Source organism: Maribacter algarum (ex Zhang et al. 2020), assembly GCF_005885635.1.
In the GTDB taxonomy this organism is placed as follows: Bacteria; Bacteroidota; Bacteroidia; order Flavobacteriales; family Flavobacteriaceae; genus Maribacter_C; species Maribacter_C algarum.
The window spans coordinates 308,648-324,741 of the sequence record NZ_VATY01000001.1 but is presented as its reverse complement, the minus strand read 5'-3'; the positions used below and the strand labels follow the sequence as shown (position 1 = coordinate 324,741).

General features: G+C 38.6%; 25 protein-coding genes. 24 read left to right on the top strand and 1 reads right to left on the bottom strand.

All coding sequences use genetic code 11. The features are described from left to right. Entirely contained in the window at positions 1–3,270 is a 3,270-nt protein-coding gene (locus tag FEE95_RS01500) for a SusC/RagA family TonB-linked outer membrane protein (protein WP_138656062.1), read from the bottom strand. A gap of 451 nt (positions 3,271–3,721) precedes the next feature. Here FEE95_RS01500 and rpsL point away from each other — a divergent pair, with 451 nt between their 5' ends. The 24 genes from rpsL to rplO all read left to right on the top strand — a co-directional run bounded on the left by rpsL (position 3,722) and on the right by rplO (position 16,091). Then, positions 3,722–4,096 carry a 30S ribosomal protein S12 gene (gene rpsL, locus FEE95_RS01495; RefSeq protein WP_031445118.1) on the top strand — a complete coding sequence of 125 codons (375 nt, stop codon included), beginning with the start codon at positions 3,722–3,724 and terminating at the stop codon, positions 4,094–4,096. Between the two features lie 24 nt (positions 4,097–4,120). Beyond that, positions 4,121–4,597 (top strand): 30S ribosomal protein S7, encoded by a 477-nt coding sequence (rpsG, locus tag FEE95_RS01490; RefSeq protein WP_138656061.1) that lies wholly within the window; start codon positions 4,121–4,123, stop codon positions 4,595–4,597. A 6-nt stretch (positions 4,598–4,603) separates the two neighbouring features. After that, entirely contained in the window at positions 4,604–6,736 is a 2,133-nt protein-coding gene (gene fusA, locus FEE95_RS01485; protein ID WP_138656060.1) for an elongation factor G, read from the top strand. 10 nt (positions 6,737–6,746) lie between these two features. Further along, on the top strand, positions 6,747–7,052 hold the full coding sequence (rpsJ, locus tag FEE95_RS01480) for a 30S ribosomal protein S10 (RefSeq protein WP_007094989.1): 306 nt from the start codon (positions 6,747–6,749) through the stop codon (positions 7,050–7,052). A 192-nt stretch (positions 7,053–7,244) separates the two neighbouring features. After that, positions 7,245–7,862, top strand: a complete 618-nt coding sequence (gene rplC / locus FEE95_RS01475; RefSeq protein ID WP_138656059.1) for a 50S ribosomal protein L3 — start codon at positions 7,245–7,247, stop codon at positions 7,860–7,862. Beyond that, positions 7,862–8,491: a 50S ribosomal protein L4 gene (gene rplD, locus FEE95_RS01470; RefSeq protein WP_138656058.1), complete on the top strand. Its 630-nt coding sequence runs from the start codon at positions 7,862–7,864 to the stop codon at positions 8,489–8,491. The genes rplC and rplD overlap by 1 nt, the downstream gene beginning before the upstream one ends. Positions 8,492–8,498: 7 nt before the next feature. Beyond that, positions 8,499–8,789 carry a 50S ribosomal protein L23 gene (gene rplW / locus FEE95_RS01465; RefSeq protein WP_138656057.1) on the top strand — a complete coding sequence of 97 codons (291 nt, stop codon included), beginning with the start codon at positions 8,499–8,501 and terminating at the stop codon, positions 8,787–8,789. A gap of 9 nt (positions 8,790–8,798) precedes the next feature. Next, positions 8,799–9,623, top strand: coding sequence for a 50S ribosomal protein L2 (gene rplB / locus FEE95_RS01460; protein ID WP_138656056.1), 825 nt, complete (start codon positions 8,799–8,801; stop codon positions 9,621–9,623). Between the two features lie 12 nt (positions 9,624–9,635). Then, positions 9,636–9,914, top strand: coding sequence for a 30S ribosomal protein S19 (gene rpsS / locus FEE95_RS01455; protein ID WP_138656055.1), 279 nt, complete (start codon positions 9,636–9,638; stop codon positions 9,912–9,914). Positions 9,915–9,917: 3 nt separating this feature from the next. After that, positions 9,918–10,325 (top strand): 50S ribosomal protein L22, encoded by a 408-nt coding sequence (gene rplV / locus FEE95_RS01450; RefSeq protein WP_138656054.1) that lies wholly within the window; start codon positions 9,918–9,920, stop codon positions 10,323–10,325. A 1-nt stretch (position 10,326) separates the two neighbouring features. Beyond that, positions 10,327–11,046, top strand: coding sequence for a 30S ribosomal protein S3 (gene rpsC / locus FEE95_RS01445; RefSeq protein WP_138656053.1), 720 nt, complete (start codon positions 10,327–10,329; stop codon positions 11,044–11,046). 23 nt (positions 11,047–11,069) lie between these two features. Beyond that, positions 11,070–11,495, top strand: a complete 426-nt coding sequence (rplP, locus tag FEE95_RS01440) for a 50S ribosomal protein L16 (RefSeq protein ID WP_138656052.1) — start codon at positions 11,070–11,072, stop codon at positions 11,493–11,495. Between the two features lie 12 nt (positions 11,496–11,507). Beyond that, on the top strand, positions 11,508–11,699 hold the full coding sequence (rpmC, locus tag FEE95_RS01435; RefSeq protein WP_138656051.1) for a 50S ribosomal protein L29: 192 nt from the start codon (positions 11,508–11,510) through the stop codon (positions 11,697–11,699). 13 nt (positions 11,700–11,712) lie between these two features. After that, the gene (gene rpsQ, locus FEE95_RS01430; RefSeq protein ID WP_055397057.1) at positions 11,713–11,973 is read left to right on the top strand and encodes a 30S ribosomal protein S17; all 261 of its coding nucleotides are present in this window, start codon (positions 11,713–11,715) and stop codon (positions 11,971–11,973) included. Between the two features lie 2 nt (positions 11,974–11,975). Beyond that, positions 11,976–12,344 (top strand): 50S ribosomal protein L14, encoded by a 369-nt coding sequence (gene rplN, locus FEE95_RS01425; protein WP_013993867.1) that lies wholly within the window; start codon positions 11,976–11,978, stop codon positions 12,342–12,344. Positions 12,345–12,357: 13 nt separating this feature from the next. Then, on the top strand, positions 12,358–12,672 hold the full coding sequence (gene rplX / locus FEE95_RS01420; protein ID WP_138656050.1) for a 50S ribosomal protein L24: 315 nt from the start codon (positions 12,358–12,360) through the stop codon (positions 12,670–12,672). A gap of 2 nt (positions 12,673–12,674) precedes the next feature. After that, entirely contained in the window at positions 12,675–13,226 is a 552-nt protein-coding gene (rplE, locus tag FEE95_RS01415) for a 50S ribosomal protein L5 (RefSeq protein ID WP_138656049.1), read from the top strand. Position 13,227: 1 nt separating this feature from the next. After that, entirely contained in the window at positions 13,228–13,497 is a 270-nt protein-coding gene (gene rpsN / locus FEE95_RS01410; RefSeq protein WP_138656048.1) for a 30S ribosomal protein S14, read from the top strand. A 67-nt stretch (positions 13,498–13,564) separates the two neighbouring features. Continuing rightward, positions 13,565–13,963 (top strand): 30S ribosomal protein S8, encoded by a 399-nt coding sequence (gene rpsH / locus FEE95_RS01405; protein WP_138656047.1) that lies wholly within the window; start codon positions 13,565–13,567, stop codon positions 13,961–13,963. A gap of 20 nt (positions 13,964–13,983) precedes the next feature. Continuing rightward, complete coding sequence (gene rplF, locus FEE95_RS01400; protein WP_138656046.1) at positions 13,984–14,526, top strand: 50S ribosomal protein L6; 543 nt, start codon at positions 13,984–13,986, stop codon at positions 14,524–14,526. A 13-nt stretch (positions 14,527–14,539) separates the two neighbouring features. After that, the gene (gene rplR / locus FEE95_RS01395; RefSeq protein WP_138656045.1) at positions 14,540–14,896 is read left to right on the top strand and encodes a 50S ribosomal protein L18; all 357 of its coding nucleotides are present in this window, start codon (positions 14,540–14,542) and stop codon (positions 14,894–14,896) included. Between the two features lie 9 nt (positions 14,897–14,905). Next, entirely contained in the window at positions 14,906–15,430 is a 525-nt protein-coding gene (gene rpsE, locus FEE95_RS01390) for a 30S ribosomal protein S5 (protein ID WP_138656044.1), read from the top strand. Positions 15,431–15,442: 12 nt separating this feature from the next. Next, positions 15,443–15,625, top strand: coding sequence for a 50S ribosomal protein L30 (gene rpmD, locus FEE95_RS01385; RefSeq protein ID WP_138656043.1), 183 nt, complete (start codon positions 15,443–15,445; stop codon positions 15,623–15,625). Between the two features lie 13 nt (positions 15,626–15,638). Beyond that, positions 15,639–16,091, top strand: coding sequence for a 50S ribosomal protein L15 (rplO, locus tag FEE95_RS01380; RefSeq protein ID WP_138656042.1), 453 nt, complete (start codon positions 15,639–15,641; stop codon positions 16,089–16,091). The last annotated feature ends 3 nt before the right edge of the window (positions 16,092–16,094 follow it).

Sequence of the window (16,094 nt, the reverse complement as noted above, 5' to 3'; positions counted from 1 at the left end):
TTAGAATGATGCTCTTAAACTAATTCCATATCTCCTTGCACTTGGACCGTTTAAGAAATCAAAACCTTGAGAGTTACCTACACCGGCACCTTGAACGTTTGGATCAAAGTTCGCTCCATCAGGAGTATTGTAAGCATCATACCAAAGGTTGAAACCTTGCGCGGTTATAGATAAAGAACCAAAAGGTGTTTTATCTAAGAATCTAGAAGGGAATGAATAGCCCAAAGAAAGCTCTTGTAAACGTACAACTGAACCGTCGTAAATTTTATTTTCAAGAGGGCCAAAAAGCAAGTTGCTAAAGTAATAAGTTGAATTATTAATTTGCTTATTGTTTGGCACACCATCACTTCCTTGAACAACACCAGGTAATATATAGGTGTTTTCACGATCTTGTGTTTCAACAATCAAACCACGACCTAATAGTGTTGCAACTGTGTTCGACATGATGTCTCCACCTTTGGTATGACTTAATTGAAAACCAAGGCTCCAATTTTTGTATGACATGCTGTTGATAATGTTCATAACGTAGTCAGGGTTTGGATTACCGATAATAGGCACGTTTCCATCAGCATCAACCGTAGTCGAAACATAGTTACCTGCACTATTTACCTCGAATCTACCTTGAGCATCTCTACTAATTGCCGAACCAACAATAACACCTAGCTGCTCACCTTTGATAGCCGCGTTACCACCTAAGGCAGTAAGGTTGGTACTACCCGCATAGATAATAATATCTTGTTCTTGTTCAGTAACAATGAATTGACTTTTCGTAAAGTTAGCTCTGGTATTCCAGTTGAACCCATCTCTTTCCTCACTTCTAAACCAATCAACTCCTAAGTCAATTTCGACACCATCACCTTCAATTTTACCAACATTACTTTGTCTAAGGGTAAAACCAGTTGAAGGAGATAACGGCTCAAATACAATTAAATCTTTAGTTGTTCTATCGAAATACGTAAAGTCTAATGATACACGGTTGTCTAAAAACTTAGACTCAAAACCAAACTCTATTTCTGAAAGTAATTCAGGCTTTATGTCTGGGTTTGCTCGTAAACTACCTACTTGGTTTGTTGAGAATTCACGTCCGTCTCCAGCTACACCAACAACTTGTTGTCCAACACCAAGTGTAGGATATAATTGTGGGAAAGTCGAAGATTGTCCAATACCAGCTCTTAATTTCAAGAAGTTCAAACCTTTTTGAGATTTGATACCTGGGAAGGAGGCTGTTGGTAACCAAGATAAACTAGCACTTGGATACGTTCTGCTGTTATTCTCCGTTGTAAGGTTCGAAACCCAATCCGTTCTTGTCGAAGCTGTTAAAAACAACTGGTTGTCATAATCAAAAGTAGCTTGACCTAATAGACCAGCAATGTTTTGTTTAACATTGAATTGGATCGGAGTAGTAGTAGCGTAGTTAAAGTGACGCTGAACATCAAAAACAATTTGATTAGAACTTGCTGCACCTTGTATGTCAAACTCAGTTGAACGAGTCGTTGCACCAAGGTTAAACGTCATACCTAACTTCTCTGATAAATCATAATTACCATTTAAAGCTAAATAGTGGTCCCAAATCGTATTGTTATTATCAAAAGTATTTAAGAAACCAAATATCGCTTGTGAAAATTGTACACCACCTTTATTCGAATATTGTGTATTTCTCTCTGTGTAGAAATCCATACCTGCACGATATGAAACATTTAAGTTTTCATTGATGTCGTACTGTAAAGATGCATTCCAGAAAAAACGATTAGTTAATTGTCTATACTTTACGTTTTTCGAAGTCCATCTTGGATTAATGATACTGTTGTTTTGACGATAATAAACAGCTGAACCGTCAATAGGGCTTTCAAAAGGCAAGCCATTTAAATCCACAGAACGTGGAGTAAAGAACACAGCGCCAAAAACAGAAAGTCCAGCGGTACCATTACCACGACTTGCTGCAATAGGAGGCGATTTATAATCAGACCTTGAGTAGTTCATGGTTGCCGAAACTGTAAATTTATTAGACAATTTTGAGCGCCCACCTACAGAAAGGTTAGTTCTACCTAGTGAGTTACCGGGAACAAATCCCTTGTCATCTAAATAACCAAAGTTCACATTATAGGTTGTGTTTCCATCATCGGAAGCACCATTGATGTTAACAGAGGTATTAGAGATACCTCCATCTGTCAAGAAATTCTCCAAGTTATCATAAGGCCTCCAATCATAGCGAGCATTTTGTAACTCTGGGAAGGCAGCACGAATAGAAGCAACACCTGTAGTAGAGTAAGGGTGTGGTAAGGTTACGGTATCTGGATCGAAATCAAACCCTGAAGCGAAACTCCCTGGGTTTGTATATCCAGAAGGTCCGCCAGCTTCAAAACTAGGTCCCCAGTTACTAAAGAACCATCCGAATGACTGATCGAAACCATTACCATACTTATCTTGATAATCTGGTGTAGAAGCCATTTGATTAACGAAGAAAGATTGGTTAACCGTAATTTCAGATTTTTTTACTCCTCCTGAACCTGCGGCACCTGCTTTCGTAGTAATCAAAATTACACCATTCTTACCCTGCGTACCATATAGTGTTGCAGCCGCAAGACCTTTAAGTACTTCAACTTTCTCAATATTGTTAGGATCTAAATCCAAGAAACGAGAAGATCCTGTGTTACCACTAACGAAGCTACCACCGTTATTGGGGTTACCTGCGTTTGTATCACTCGCGAAAGGAACACCATCAACAACAAACAATGCCTGGTTACTTCCACTAAAGGAACTTAAACCACGAATTACAACGTTAGTTGCAGATCCAGACATACCACCCGCAGATGTAATCTGTACACCGGAAGCCTTACCAGAAAGAACACGGGCAACATCACCGTCAGCTCTAGATTCTAAATCTTCAGAACCAACAGAGGAGACCGCGAAACCAAGTGCCTTTTTCTCTCTTTTAATACCTTGGGCAGTTACAACCACCTCTTCTAAGGCTTGTGCATCTTCCTGCATTTGTACATTAATAGTACTACCAGAACCGATTGGTTGTCTCACATCTTTCTGACCGATGTAAGAGAAAAGAAGTGTTTGACCTTCACTACCACTTATGGCGTAGTTTCCGTCAAAATCAGTTTGGGTACCATTAGTTGTACCTTCTACGACGATGTTAACACCAGGCAGTGGCAGACCGTCTTGATCTGTAACCGTACCGGTAATCGTCTTGTCTTGTGCAAAAGATAAATGCACAACAAACGCCAATAGTAGCGTTAAGATTCCATTTAATTTTGTTCTCATTTTTTAATTATTTGAATTAGCTAAGCGCAAAAATCATAATTTCATGTTAATAATCCAAACTAATATTAATAAAACTTTAAGAGAGCATTTCTTTTTTGCCGGTTACATATAAAACAATTTGCCATTATATCAATGTATTATGTAACAGCCTGAGTTTTTATCGATTTGATAAAAAAATCCATTTTAACACTTTTAGGAAATTTGGAGGATGAGATTCTTCATATATCTGTGGTAAAGTCGATTTGTTTTTGACTTTTAGTTTTTAGTTAAAAGTCTAAACGATTTGAAATTGTGCTTTATTTATGGAAGACAATTGTTTGTTGAAAATTAAGTTTAATTCGGGTTTTGAAAAAATAAAAGAAATTTAATGTATTAGGATTTGAAATATTATGAAATAGTATTACATTTGCCAGCCCTTAAACAGGGGTAAAGTTTTATACATATATAAGGTATGCCAACAATTTCACAATTAGTACGAAAAGGAAGAGTCACAATTACTAAGAAGAGTAAATCGGCTGCTTTGGATTCGTGTCCTCAAAGAAGAGGGGTTTGTACACGTGTTTATACCACTACACCTAAGAAGCCTAACTCTGCTATGCGTAAAGTAGCAAGGGTAAGGTTGACCAATGGTAAAGAGGTGAATGCTTACATCCCTGGTGAGGGTCACAATTTGCAAGAGCACTCGATAGTATTAGTAAGAGGCGGAAGGGTAAAAGATTTGCCAGGTGTTAGATATCACATCGTTAGAGGTGCTTTGGATACTGCAGGTGTTGCAGGAAGAACCCAACGAAGATCTAAATACGGTGCAAAACGCCCTAAGAAGTAATCATAACTTTGTAAAGAAGCAGTAATGAGAAAAAAGCAGGCAAAGAAAAGACCATTATTACCAGATCCAAGATTTAACGATCAGTTAGTTACACGTTTTGTTAACATGATGATGTGGGACGGTAAGAAATCGGTTGCTTTTAGTGTGTTCTATGATGCTATTGATATTGTAGAAGAAAAAAAGACAGACGAAGAAAAAACAGCTCTTGAGCTATGGAAGGATGCATTGTCTAACGTTATGCCACATGTTGAGGTTAGAAGTAGACGTGTTGGTGGAGCTACATTCCAGATTCCAATGCAAATCAGACCAGACCGAAAAATTTCAACTGCTATGAAGTGGTTGATTAGTTATTCTAGAAAGCGTAACGAAAAAGGTATGGCTGCAAAATTAGCAGCTGAAGTTTTGGCGGCTTCGAAAGAAGAAGGTGCTGCGGTCAAGAAAAGAGTTGATACCCATAAAATGGCTGAAGCAAACAAAGCATTCTCTCACTTTAGATTCTAATCAGAAATGGCAAGAGATTTAAAATATACAAGAAATATAGGTATTGCTGCGCATATTGATGCCGGTAAAACTACTACTACAGAACGTATTTTGTTCTATACAGGTGTTAGTCACAAAATTGGTGAAGTACATGATGGTGCTGCTACTATGGATTGGATGGAGCAAGAGCAAGAACGTGGTATTACAATTACCTCGGCTGCAACTACTTGTGAGTGGCAATTTCCGACCGAAAACGGAAAGCCGACTGCTGATGCGAAAGGTTTTCACTTTAATATTATCGATACTCCTGGTCACGTGGATTTTACCGTTGAGGTGAATAGGTCATTACGTGTTCTTGATGGTTTGGTATTCCTTTTTAGTGCGGTTGATGGTGTTGAGCCACAATCTGAAACGAACTGGAGACTAGCTGATAATTACAAAGTGCCGCGTATTGGTTTTGTAAACAAAATGGACCGTCAAGGTTCTAATTTTTTGATGGTTTGCAACCAAGTTAAAACCATGTTGGGTTCTAATGCGGTTCCTATTGTTTTGCCAATAGGTGATGAAGCTGATTTCAAGGGAATTGTAGATTTAGCAAAGAACAGAGCCATAGTTTGGCATGATGAAGGCTATGGTTCTACTTTTGATGTTGTTGATATTCCAGAGGAAATGAAGGCTGAAGTAAAGGAGTATAGAGCTGCGCTAATTGAGGCTGTTGCAGAATATGATGAGGAATTGATGGAGAAATTCTTCGAAGATGAGGATTCCATTACTGAAGAAGAGGTGCACGCCGCCTTAAGGGCAGCTGTTATGGATAGGGCTATTATTCCAATGATTTGCGGTTCTTCCTTTAAAAATAAAGGTGTTCAGTTTTTGTTGGATGCAGTGTGTAGATACTTGCCTTCTCCTATAGATAAGGATGCCATTGTTGGAACGGATCCAAATACTGGTGAAGCAATTAGCAGAAAACCGGATGTTAAAGAGCCGTTTGCTGCTTTAGCGTTTAAAATTGCTACCGATCCATTTGTTGGACGTTTGGCATTTTTTAGAACATATTCAGGTCGTTTAGATGCTGGTTCTTATATATTGAATAATCGCTCGGGTAAAAAAGAACGTATTTCACGTATTTACCAAATGCACTCGAATAAGCAAAATGCCATCGATTACATCGAAGCAGGGGATATTGGTGCTGCGGTAGGATTTAAAGATATTAAAACCGGTGATACGATGTCTTCTGAAAAGCATCCCATTGTTTTGGAGAGCATGGATTTCCCTGACCCGGTAATTGGTATTGCCGTGGAGCCGAAGACAAAGGTTGATGTTGATAAATTGGGTATGGCTTTGGCTAAATTGGCCGAAGAGGATCCAACATTCCAAGTAAAAACCGATGAAGCATCAGGTCAAACCATTATTTCTGGTATGGGCGAACTTCACTTGGATATTATTGTTGATCGTTTAAGGCGTGAATTCAAGGTTGAGGTAAACCAAGGTGAGCCTCAGGTTGAGTATAAAGAAGCGCTTACTAAATTAGCTGCACACAGAGAAACTTACAAGAAGCAATCTGGGGGTCGTGGTAAATTTGGTGACATTGTCTTTGAAATGAGCCCTGCTGATGATGATTTCGAAGGAACTGGACTTCAGTTTGTTGATGAAATTAAAGGTGGTCGTATTCCTAAGGAATTCATTCCATCTGTTGAGAAAGGCTTTAAGGCTGCGATGATGAATGGACCATTGGCTGGATTTGAAATGGATACTATGAAAGTAGTATTGAAAGATGGGTCTTTTCACCCTGTGGATTCCGATGCACTTTCTTTTGAATTGGCTGCAAAAATGGGTTACAAAGCTGCTGGTAAAGCTGCTGGTGCCGTAATCATGGAGCCTATCATGAAGTTGGAGGTTATTACTCCAGAGGAAAACATGGGTGATATTGTTGGTGATTTAAATAGAAGGCGTGGAACTATTAGTGATATGAGCGATAGAGCTGGAGCTAAAGTTGTTAAAGGAACGGTTCCTTTATCTGAGATGTTTGGATATGTTACTTCATTGAGAACATTGTCTTCTGGTAGGGCAACATCAACTATGGAATTTTCGCACTACGCAGAAACTCCATCGAATATTTCAGAGGAAGTAATTAAGGCAGCTAAAGGTGTAACCGCTTAATTTTTAGAAGATGAGTCAAAAAATTAGAATAAAATTAAAATCTTACGATCACAACTTGGTAGATAAGTCTGCTGAGAAAATCGTAAAGACGGTAAAGACAACCGGAGCGGTAGTAACTGGCCCTATTCCTTTGCCAACACATAAAAAGATATTTACGGTTTTGCGTTCGCCGCACGTAAATAAAAAATCAAGAGAGCAATTTCAATTGAGTTCTTATAAAAGACTATTGGATATTTATAGCTCTTCATCAAAAACTATTGATGCACTTATGAAGCTTGAGCTTCCAAGTGGTGTTGAGGTTGAGATAAAAGTATAAGTACAAAACCTATTCGAATAGGATAGGTGACATGTCCTGAGCCGCGTGCAAGGGAAAAACGGAAGAAAACAAAATTCAGGGTTGAATTAGTTTTTAACCCTGTTTTTTTATGTCATAGTTAAGAGTAATATTAATTAATATAAACGGAAGGAAGATTTAAACTTTAAATCCGATATCCAAAATCTAAATCGAATGTCTGGGTTAATAGGAAAAAAAGTAGGTATGACCAGTATTTTTGACGAGAACGGCAAGAACATGCCATGTACCGTTATAGAAGCTGGGCCATGCGTAGTTACCCAAGTCAGAACCGAAGAGGTCGACGGGTACAGTGCCCTTCAACTTGGTTTCGATGACAAGGCAGAGAAACGTGCTAATAAGGCTCAATCGGGTCATTTTAAAAAGGCAGGTACATCTCCTAAGAAAAAAGTCGTTGAGTTCCAAGATTTTGAAGGTGAGTTCAAATTAGGTGACACCCTTGGTGTGGATCTATTTGAAGAAGGTGAATTTGTTGATGTAGTTGGTACATCAAAAGGAAAAGGTTTTCAAGGTGTTGTTAAAAGACACGGCTTTGCTGGTGTTGGTCAAGCGACACACGGTCAACACAACAGACTAAGAGCTCCTGGTTCTATTGGTGCCGCTTCATATCCTGCGAGAGTTTTCAAGGGAATGAAAATGGCTGGTAGAATGGGTGGTGATCAAGTTACTGTTCAAAACCTTAGAGTTTTAAAAATAGTTCCAGAGAAAAACCTTATCGTGGTTAAGGGGTGTGTACCTGGTCATAAGAATGCTTACGTAACTATTCAGAAGTAATGAAAGTAGCAGTTTTAGATATCAAAGGAAAAGAAACAGGTAGAAAGGCAGACCTTTCTGATGCTGTTTTCGGAATAGAGCCTAACAATCATGCGGTTTACTTAGATGTAAAACAATACCTGGCTCACCAGAGACAGGGAACGCACAAATCTAAAGAGAGAGCGGAGATTGCGGGTAGTACAAGAAAGATTAAAAAACAAAAAGGTACAGGTACGGCACGTGCTGGTAGTATCAAATCACCAATCTTTAGAGGTGGCGGACGAATTTTCGGGCCAAGACCTAAGGATTACACTCAAAAATTGAATAAAAACTTGAAGCGTTTGGCACGTAAATCTGCCTTAAGTATCAAGTCAAATGAGAAGGCAATTTTGGTAGTTGAAGATTTTAATTTTGAGGCGCCAAAAACTAAAGATTTTGTACAGGTTTTGAAGTCTTTAGGACTAGAGAACAAAAAGTCTTTATTTGTGTTGGGTGATTCAAATAATGGTGTATATTTGTCTTCGCGTAATTTGAAGCGCTCTGAAGTTGTAACAAGCTCAGAATTAAGTACTTACAAAATATTAAACGCAAACAATATTGTGTTATTAGAAGGTTCATTAGAAGGAATCGTAGCGAACTTAAATAAATAGGAGAACCATGAGTGTGTTGATAAAGCCAATTATAACTGAAAAGATGACCGCTGATAGCGAGTTGTACAATCGGTATGGTTTCATTGTTGACCCAAAGGCCAACAAGATTCAAATCAAGGAAGCTGTTGAATCAGCTTATGGAGTTTCTGTTAAGAAAGTTCGTACCATGAATTATGGTCCAACAAGAAAATCGCGGTATACCAAAACTGGTATTCAGCATGGTAAGACAAATGCTATCAAGAAAGCGATAGTTGATGTTGCCGAAGGAGATATTATTGATTTTTACAGCAATCTATAAAGACGAACAATGTCAGTTAGAAAATTAAAACCAGTAACTCCTGGACAGCGTTTTAGAGTCGTAAATGGGTTTGACGCCATTACGACTGATAAGCCGGAGAAGAGCTTGCTCGCTCCGTTAAAAAAGTCCGGAGGTAGAAACAGTCAAGGAAAGATGACTATTCGCCAAAAAGGTGGAGGTCATAAAAGAAGGTATCGTGTTATCGATTTTAAAAGGGATAAGCAAGATGTTACAGCAACCGTAAAATCTATTCAATACGACCCCAATAGAACAGCTTTTATTGCATTGTTGGAGTACGTAGACGGTGAGAAAAGATATATTATTGCTCAGAACGGATTGCAAGTTGATCAGAAGGTAACTTCTGGTGCGAACGCTGCGCCTGAAATTGGTAATGCACTGCCACTTAGTGCAATTCCTTTAGGAACAATCATTTCTTGTATTGAGTTGCGACCTGGTCAAGGAGCTGTAATGGCAAGAAGTGCTGGTACTTTTGCTCAATTAATGGCAAAAGACGGCAAATTTGTTACCGTAAAAATGCCATCTGGTGAAACGAGATTGATTTTATCTGATTGTCTAGCAACTATTGGTGCAGTGTCTAACTCTGACCATCAATTATTGGTTTCTGGAAAAGCTGGTAGAAGTAGATGGTTGGGTAGAAGACCTAGAACAAGACCAGTAGCTATGAACCCTGTCGATCACCCAATGGGAGGTGGTGAAGGTAGAGCTTCAGGTGGTCACCCAAGATCTAGAAACGGTATTCCGGCTAAGGGTTATAGAACCCGTCAGAAGACAAAGAGCACAAACAAATATATTTTAGAACGTAGAAAGAAATAAAAAGAAGAAAAAATGGCACGTTCACTAAAAAAAGGACCTTACGTTCACTATAGCTTGGAGAAAAAAATCCAACAAAATGCTTCTTCTGGAAAGAAGAGTGTTATAAAGACATGGTCAAGAGCTTCTATGATAACACCTGATTTTGTGGGTCTAACCATAGCTGTACATAATGGGAGACAATTTGTTCCTGTATTCGTAACAGAAAATATGGTAGGTCACAAATTAGGGGAATTTTCTCCAACAAGATCTTTTAGAGGTCACGCTGGAGCAAAGAATAAAGGTAAAAAGTAAGCTATGGGAGTTCGAAAAAAACAGATGGCCGAAAGAATTAAGGCTGAAAAAAAGCAGATAGCGTTCGCAAAGTTGAACAACTGTCCTACTTCTCCTAGAAAAATGCGTATTGTTGCGGATTTGGTAAGAGGTGTTGAAGTAGAGAAAGCTTTGGCAATATTGAGATTCAATCCGAAGGAAGCTTCCCGCAAATTAGAAAAGCTTTTGCTTTCCGCCTTGGCAAACTGGCAAGCAAAGAATGAGGATGCAAGTCTAGAAGATGCTGATCTTATTGTAAAAGAGATTCGTGTTGATAGTGCAGCGATGTTAAAAAGATTGCGTCCAGCTCCGCAGGGTAGAGCACACAGAATTAGAAAACGTTCCAACCATGTAACATTGGTTTTGGGGTCTAACAATAATATAGCAAGCTAGAATGGGACAGAAAACAAATCCGATAGGAAATCGTCTAGGAATTATCAGAGGATGGGAATCTAACTGGTACGGTGGAAACGATTATGGAGACAAACTAGCTGAGGATAGCAAAATCCGTAAGTACGTTCATGCACGTCTAGCAAAAGCAAGTGTGTCAAGAGTTATTATCGAGCGTACCTTAAAATTGATAACGGTAACTATTACTACTGCACGACCTGGTATCATTATTGGTAAAGGTGGTCAAGAAGTAGATAAGCTTAAAGAAGAGCTAAAAAAGATTACTGGAAAAGAAGTTCAGATCAACATTTACGAAATCAAAAGACCTGAGGTTGATGCGAATTTGGTAGCTGCAAGTGTAGCGCGTCAAATTGAAAGCAGAATTTCTTTCAGACGTGCAATCAAAATGGCAATCGCTGCTGCGATGCGTATGAACGCTGAGGGAATCAAAATTCAAATTTCCGGTCGGTTGAACGGGGCTGAAATGGCTCGTTCTGAATCGTATAAAGATGGTAGAATTCCATTATCTACTTTCCGTGCGGATATTGATTATGCTTTACACGAAGCTCAAACTACCTATGGTAAGTTAGGGATCAAAGTTTGGATAATGAAAGGTGAGGTATACGGAAAGAGAGAGCTTTCTCCGCTAGTTGGTATGAAAAAAGGCCAAAGCGATAAAGGAGGAAAAGGAGATCGAGGTGGAAAACAACGCCGTAGAAAGTAATTTTTTAAAGAAGTAAGAAAATCATGTTACAACCGAAAAGACAAAAGTTTCGTAAGATGCAAAAAGGCCGGATGAAAGGTATATCCGGAAGAGGGCACCTGCTTTCTAATGGTATGTTTGGTCTTAAATCTTTAGAGACTCGCTTTATAACAGCACGTCAGATTGAAGCGGCTCGTATTGCAGCAACAAGATATATGAAAAGGGAAGGGCAGCTTTGGATTAAAATTTTTCCAGACAAGCCTATCACCAAGAAACCATTAGAAGTACGTATGGGTAAAGGTAAGGGTGCTCCTGAATATTTCGTAGCTCGCGTTTTGCCAGGAAGAATTATGTTCGAGGTTGCAGGTGTACCAATGGATGTTGCTAAAGAAGCTTTGCGATTAGCGGCTCAAAAATTACCGGTTAAGACAAAATTTATTGTTGCCAGAGATTATACTGCTGCAGACTAATTGAAGGAAATCATGAAAAAAAAGGAAATAAAAGAATTATCTGTTGAAGAGCTAAAATTAAAGTACGCTGAGCTTAAGAAAGAGCATGCAGATTTGAAAATGGCACACTTCGTAACTCCTTTGGAGAATCCTCTTCAAATTAGAAAGGTGAGAAGAACAGTAGCGCGATTGGCAACGGAATTAACTAATAGGGAAAACCAATAACTGGTTCTGCTTTATGGAAGAAAAAAGAAACTTAAGAAAAGAGAGAATAGGGGTTGTTACTAGCAACAAAATGGAGAAATCTATCGTGGTTGCAGAGGTAAAAAGAGTAAAGCACCCTATGTACGGTAAGTTCGTTTTGAAAACGAAAAAGTACGTTGCACACGACGAAAAGAACGATTGCAAGGAAGGTGATACCGTAAAGATTATGGAAACACGTCCTTTGAGCAAAACCAAATGTTGGAGGTTAGTAGAAATCTTAGAAAGAGCTAAATAATTATGTTACAGCAAGAATCAAGATTAAAAGTAGCGGACAATACAGGAGCGAAGGAAGTTTTGACCATCCGTGTTTTGGGTGGAACAAAAAGAAGATACGCTTCTATTGGAGACAAGATTGTTGTTACTGTGAAGGAGGCGACTCCAAACGGAGGTATCAAGAAAGGTGCTGTTTCAACAGCAGTTGTGGTAAGAACCAAGAAAGAAGTAAGAAGACCTGATGGTTCTTACATTCGATTTGATGACAACGCATGTGTATTGTTAAACCCAACTGGCGAAATGAGAGGAACTCGTGTTTTCGGACCGGTTGCAAGAGAACTTCGTGACAAGCAGTTCATGAAAATTGTTTCATTGGCCCCTGAGGTACTATAATTTATAGCGAGGAATGAAAAAATTAAAAATAAAAACGGGAGATACGGTACGAATCATAGCTGGAGACCATAAAGGTACCGAAGGTAAAGTGATGCGTGTTGATATTGCAAAGAACAAAGCAATCGTGGAAGGTGCTAATATGGTATCTAAACATGAGAAGCCAAGTGCGAAAAATCCACAGGGCGGTATTGTTCAAAAAGAAGCGTTTATCAATGTTTCTAATCTAGCGCTTCTCGATGCTAAATCTGGTGAGACTACTAGAGTCGGTTATGAAGTAAGAGATGGAAAAAAAGTTAGAGTTTCTAAGAAATCCAATGAAGTAATTTAGTTATGGCTTACGTTGCAAGATTAAAAAAAGAATATGGTGAGCGCATTGTTAGTGCGTTGACTGAGGAATTTGGTTACAAGAATGTAATGCAAGTACCTAAGCTACAGAAGATAGTAGTAAGTAGAGGTGTTGGTGCTGCTGTTGCCGATAAGAAACTTATCGACCACGCGGTTGACGAGATGACGATGATTACCGGTCAAAAAGCAGTTGCAACAATATCTAAAAAGGATGTTGCTACCTTCAAATTACGTAAGGGAATGCCAATTGGTGCTAAAGTTACACTTCGTGGAGAAAGAATGTACGAATTTTTAGATCGCTTGGTTACAAGTGCTTTACCTCGAGTTCGTGATTTTCAAGGAATTAAAGCTACCGGTTTTGACGGACGAGGAAATTATAGCTTAGGTGTAACGGAACAAATTATATTCCCTGAGGTAAATATTGATAAAATCAATAGAATAAATGGGATGGACATCACTTTCGTAACCACGGCTGCAACCGATAAGGAAGCGAAATCATTATTAACAGAACTAGGATTACCTTTTAAAAAGAAATAGTATGGCTAAAGAATCAATGAAAGCCCGTGAAAGAAAAAGGGCAGCGACTGTAGCTAAATATGCCGAAAAGAGAAAAGCTTTGAAAGAAGCTGGAGACTATGAAGGCTTACAGAAATTGCCAAAGAATGCTTCACCTGTCCGTATGCACAACAGATGTAAGATTACCGGAAGACCTAAAGGTTACATGAGAACTTTTGGAATTTCAAGGGTAACTTTCAGAGAAATGGCAAATCAAGGATTGATTCCAGGAGTTAAAAAAGCCAGCTGGTAAGACAAAATTGAATAACTGGTTTCAGGTCTGGCAATACTGTTGGAAACCGTTACCGAAATATATAAGAATGGTTACAGATACTATAGCAGATTACTTAACAAGAGTGAGAAACGCCAATAGCGCAGGTCACAGGGTTGTTGAGATACCTTCATCAAAAGTGAAGAAAGAGATAACTAAAATATTATTCGATCAAGGGTATATTCTAAGTTACAAGTTCGAAGAGGACAAGGTTCAAGGCAGCATCAAAATTGCTTTGAAATATGACAAGTTCACTAAAGATCCTGTTATCAAAAAATTACAGAGAGTTAGTAAGCCTGGTTTACGCAAGTATACAGGAGCTGATAATCTGCCAAGAGTTTTAAACGGATTAGGTATTGCCATTGTTTCTACATCTCATGGTGTTATGACAAGTAAGCAAGCCAAAAATGAAAATGTAGGTGGCGAGGTACTTTGCTACGTATATTAATCAGTATAAAGATTTAGAAAATGTCTAGAATAGGTAATAATCCGGTAGCGATTCCTGAGGGAGTCACAATAGAGGTAAATGAAAATATAATTACTGTAAAAGGTAAGTTGGGTGAATTAACTCAAGAGTTTTCAGGAGTTTCTGTAAAGGTAGAAGATGGACAAGCTTGGGTAACCAGACCTTCTGATTCCAAAGAGCATAAGGCAAAACATGGTCTTTACAGATCTTTGGTTTTGAATATGGTGGAAGGAGTTTCTAAAGGATGGACAAAAGAGTTGGAACTTGTAGGTGTAGGTTATAGAGCAAGCAATCAAGGTCAAAAATTAGATTTGGCATTAGGATTTTCTCATAACATTGTTTTGAATTTAGCACCAGAGGTTAAAGTTGAAACTATTTCTGAAAAAGGAAAGAATCCAATTGTGAAACTTACTTCTTTTGATAAGCAGTTAGTTGGTCAAGTAGCGGCTAAGATTAGATCTTTCCGTAAGCCAGAGCCGTACAAAGGAAAAGGAATTAAGTTCGTTGGAGAACAATTGAGAAGAAAAGCTGGTAAATCCGCATAATATTAGTGTTATCATGAAATTATCAAAGACACAAAGAAAATTAAGAATTAGAAGGAGAATACGTAAAGTATCAGCCGGAACTGCAGAAAGACCTAGATTATCGGTTTTCCGAAGTAATAAAGAAATTTATGCTCAGGTAATTGATGATGTTGAAGGAAAAACTTTAGTAGCTGTTTCTTCTAGAGATAAAGATTTAGCAAAAGCTAAGGGAACTAAAAGTGAAATTGCAGCCCTAGTAGGTAAGGCAATTGCTGAAAGATCTGCAAAAGCTGGTATTGATAAAGTAGCTTTCGATAGAGGAGGTAACTTGTACCACGGTAGAGTAAAAGCATTGGCTGAAGGAGCAAGAGAAGCAGGGTTAAAATTCTAAAATAAGAGCATGTACCAGAAATACAAAAACGTAGAAACTGTTAAGCCAGGTGGTTTAGATTTAAAAGATAGATTGGTCGGTATCCAAAGAGTTACTAAGGTAACAAAAGGTGGACGAGCTTTCGGATTCTCTGCAATTGTTGTTGTAGGTGATGAAAATGGAGTTGTTGGTCACGGTTTGGGTAAATCCAAGGAAGTTGCCACGGCTATTGCTAAAGCTATCGAAGATGCTAAAAAGAATTTAATTCGTATTCCTTTGAACAAAGCTACATTGCCACATGAGCAAAAAGGGAAGTTCGGTGGTGCACGAGTATACATTCAACCCGCATCTCATGGTACAGGTGTTATTGCAGGTGGGGCAGTTAGAGCGGTTTTGGAAGCTGTTGGAGTACATGACGTACTTTCAAAATCTCAAGGTTCTTCGAATCCACACAATGTGGTAAAGGCAACTTTTGATGCACTTTTACAATTAAGAGGTGCACATACCATCGCAAAACAAAGAGGTGTTTCCTTAGAAAAAGTTTTTAAAGGATAATTCAAGCAGACAATGGCAAAGAAGATTAAAGTAAAACAGTTAAAGAGTGCTATCAAAAGGCCACAAAACCAAAAGAGAACTTTAGAGGCTCTTGGTTTGAAAAGAATTGGTCAGGTTGTGGAACATGAGGCTACAGCTAGCATCGTTGGCATGGTAAATACAGTTAAACACTTAGTTTCTACAGAAGAAGCTTAATACATAAAAGGTAATGAATTTAAGTAATCTAAAACCAGCTGAGGGCTCTGTCAATAGAGACGGAAAACGATTAGGAAGAGGCCAGGGGTCAGGTAAAGGTGGAACGGCCGCAAGAGGTCATAAGGGAGCTAAATCAAGATCGGGTTATTCTAAGAAAATTGGTTTCGAAGGTGGTCAAATGCCTTTGCAAAGACGTGTGCCTAAATTTGGTTTTACAAACATTAACCGAAAGGAGTATCAAGGTATTAATCTTTCCAAATTACAGGAGTTGGTAGACAAAAAGGTCATAAAGGATACAGTTACTTTAGAAACTCTTGTTGAGAACAGATTAGCACGTAAAAATGATTTGGTGAAGATATTGGGCGGTGGAGAATTGAAAGCATCCCTTAAAATTTCTGTGCATAAATTTACTGCTACAGCGAAGACGGCGATTGAAGCTGCGGGTGGAGAGGCAATAAGTTTATAAGCA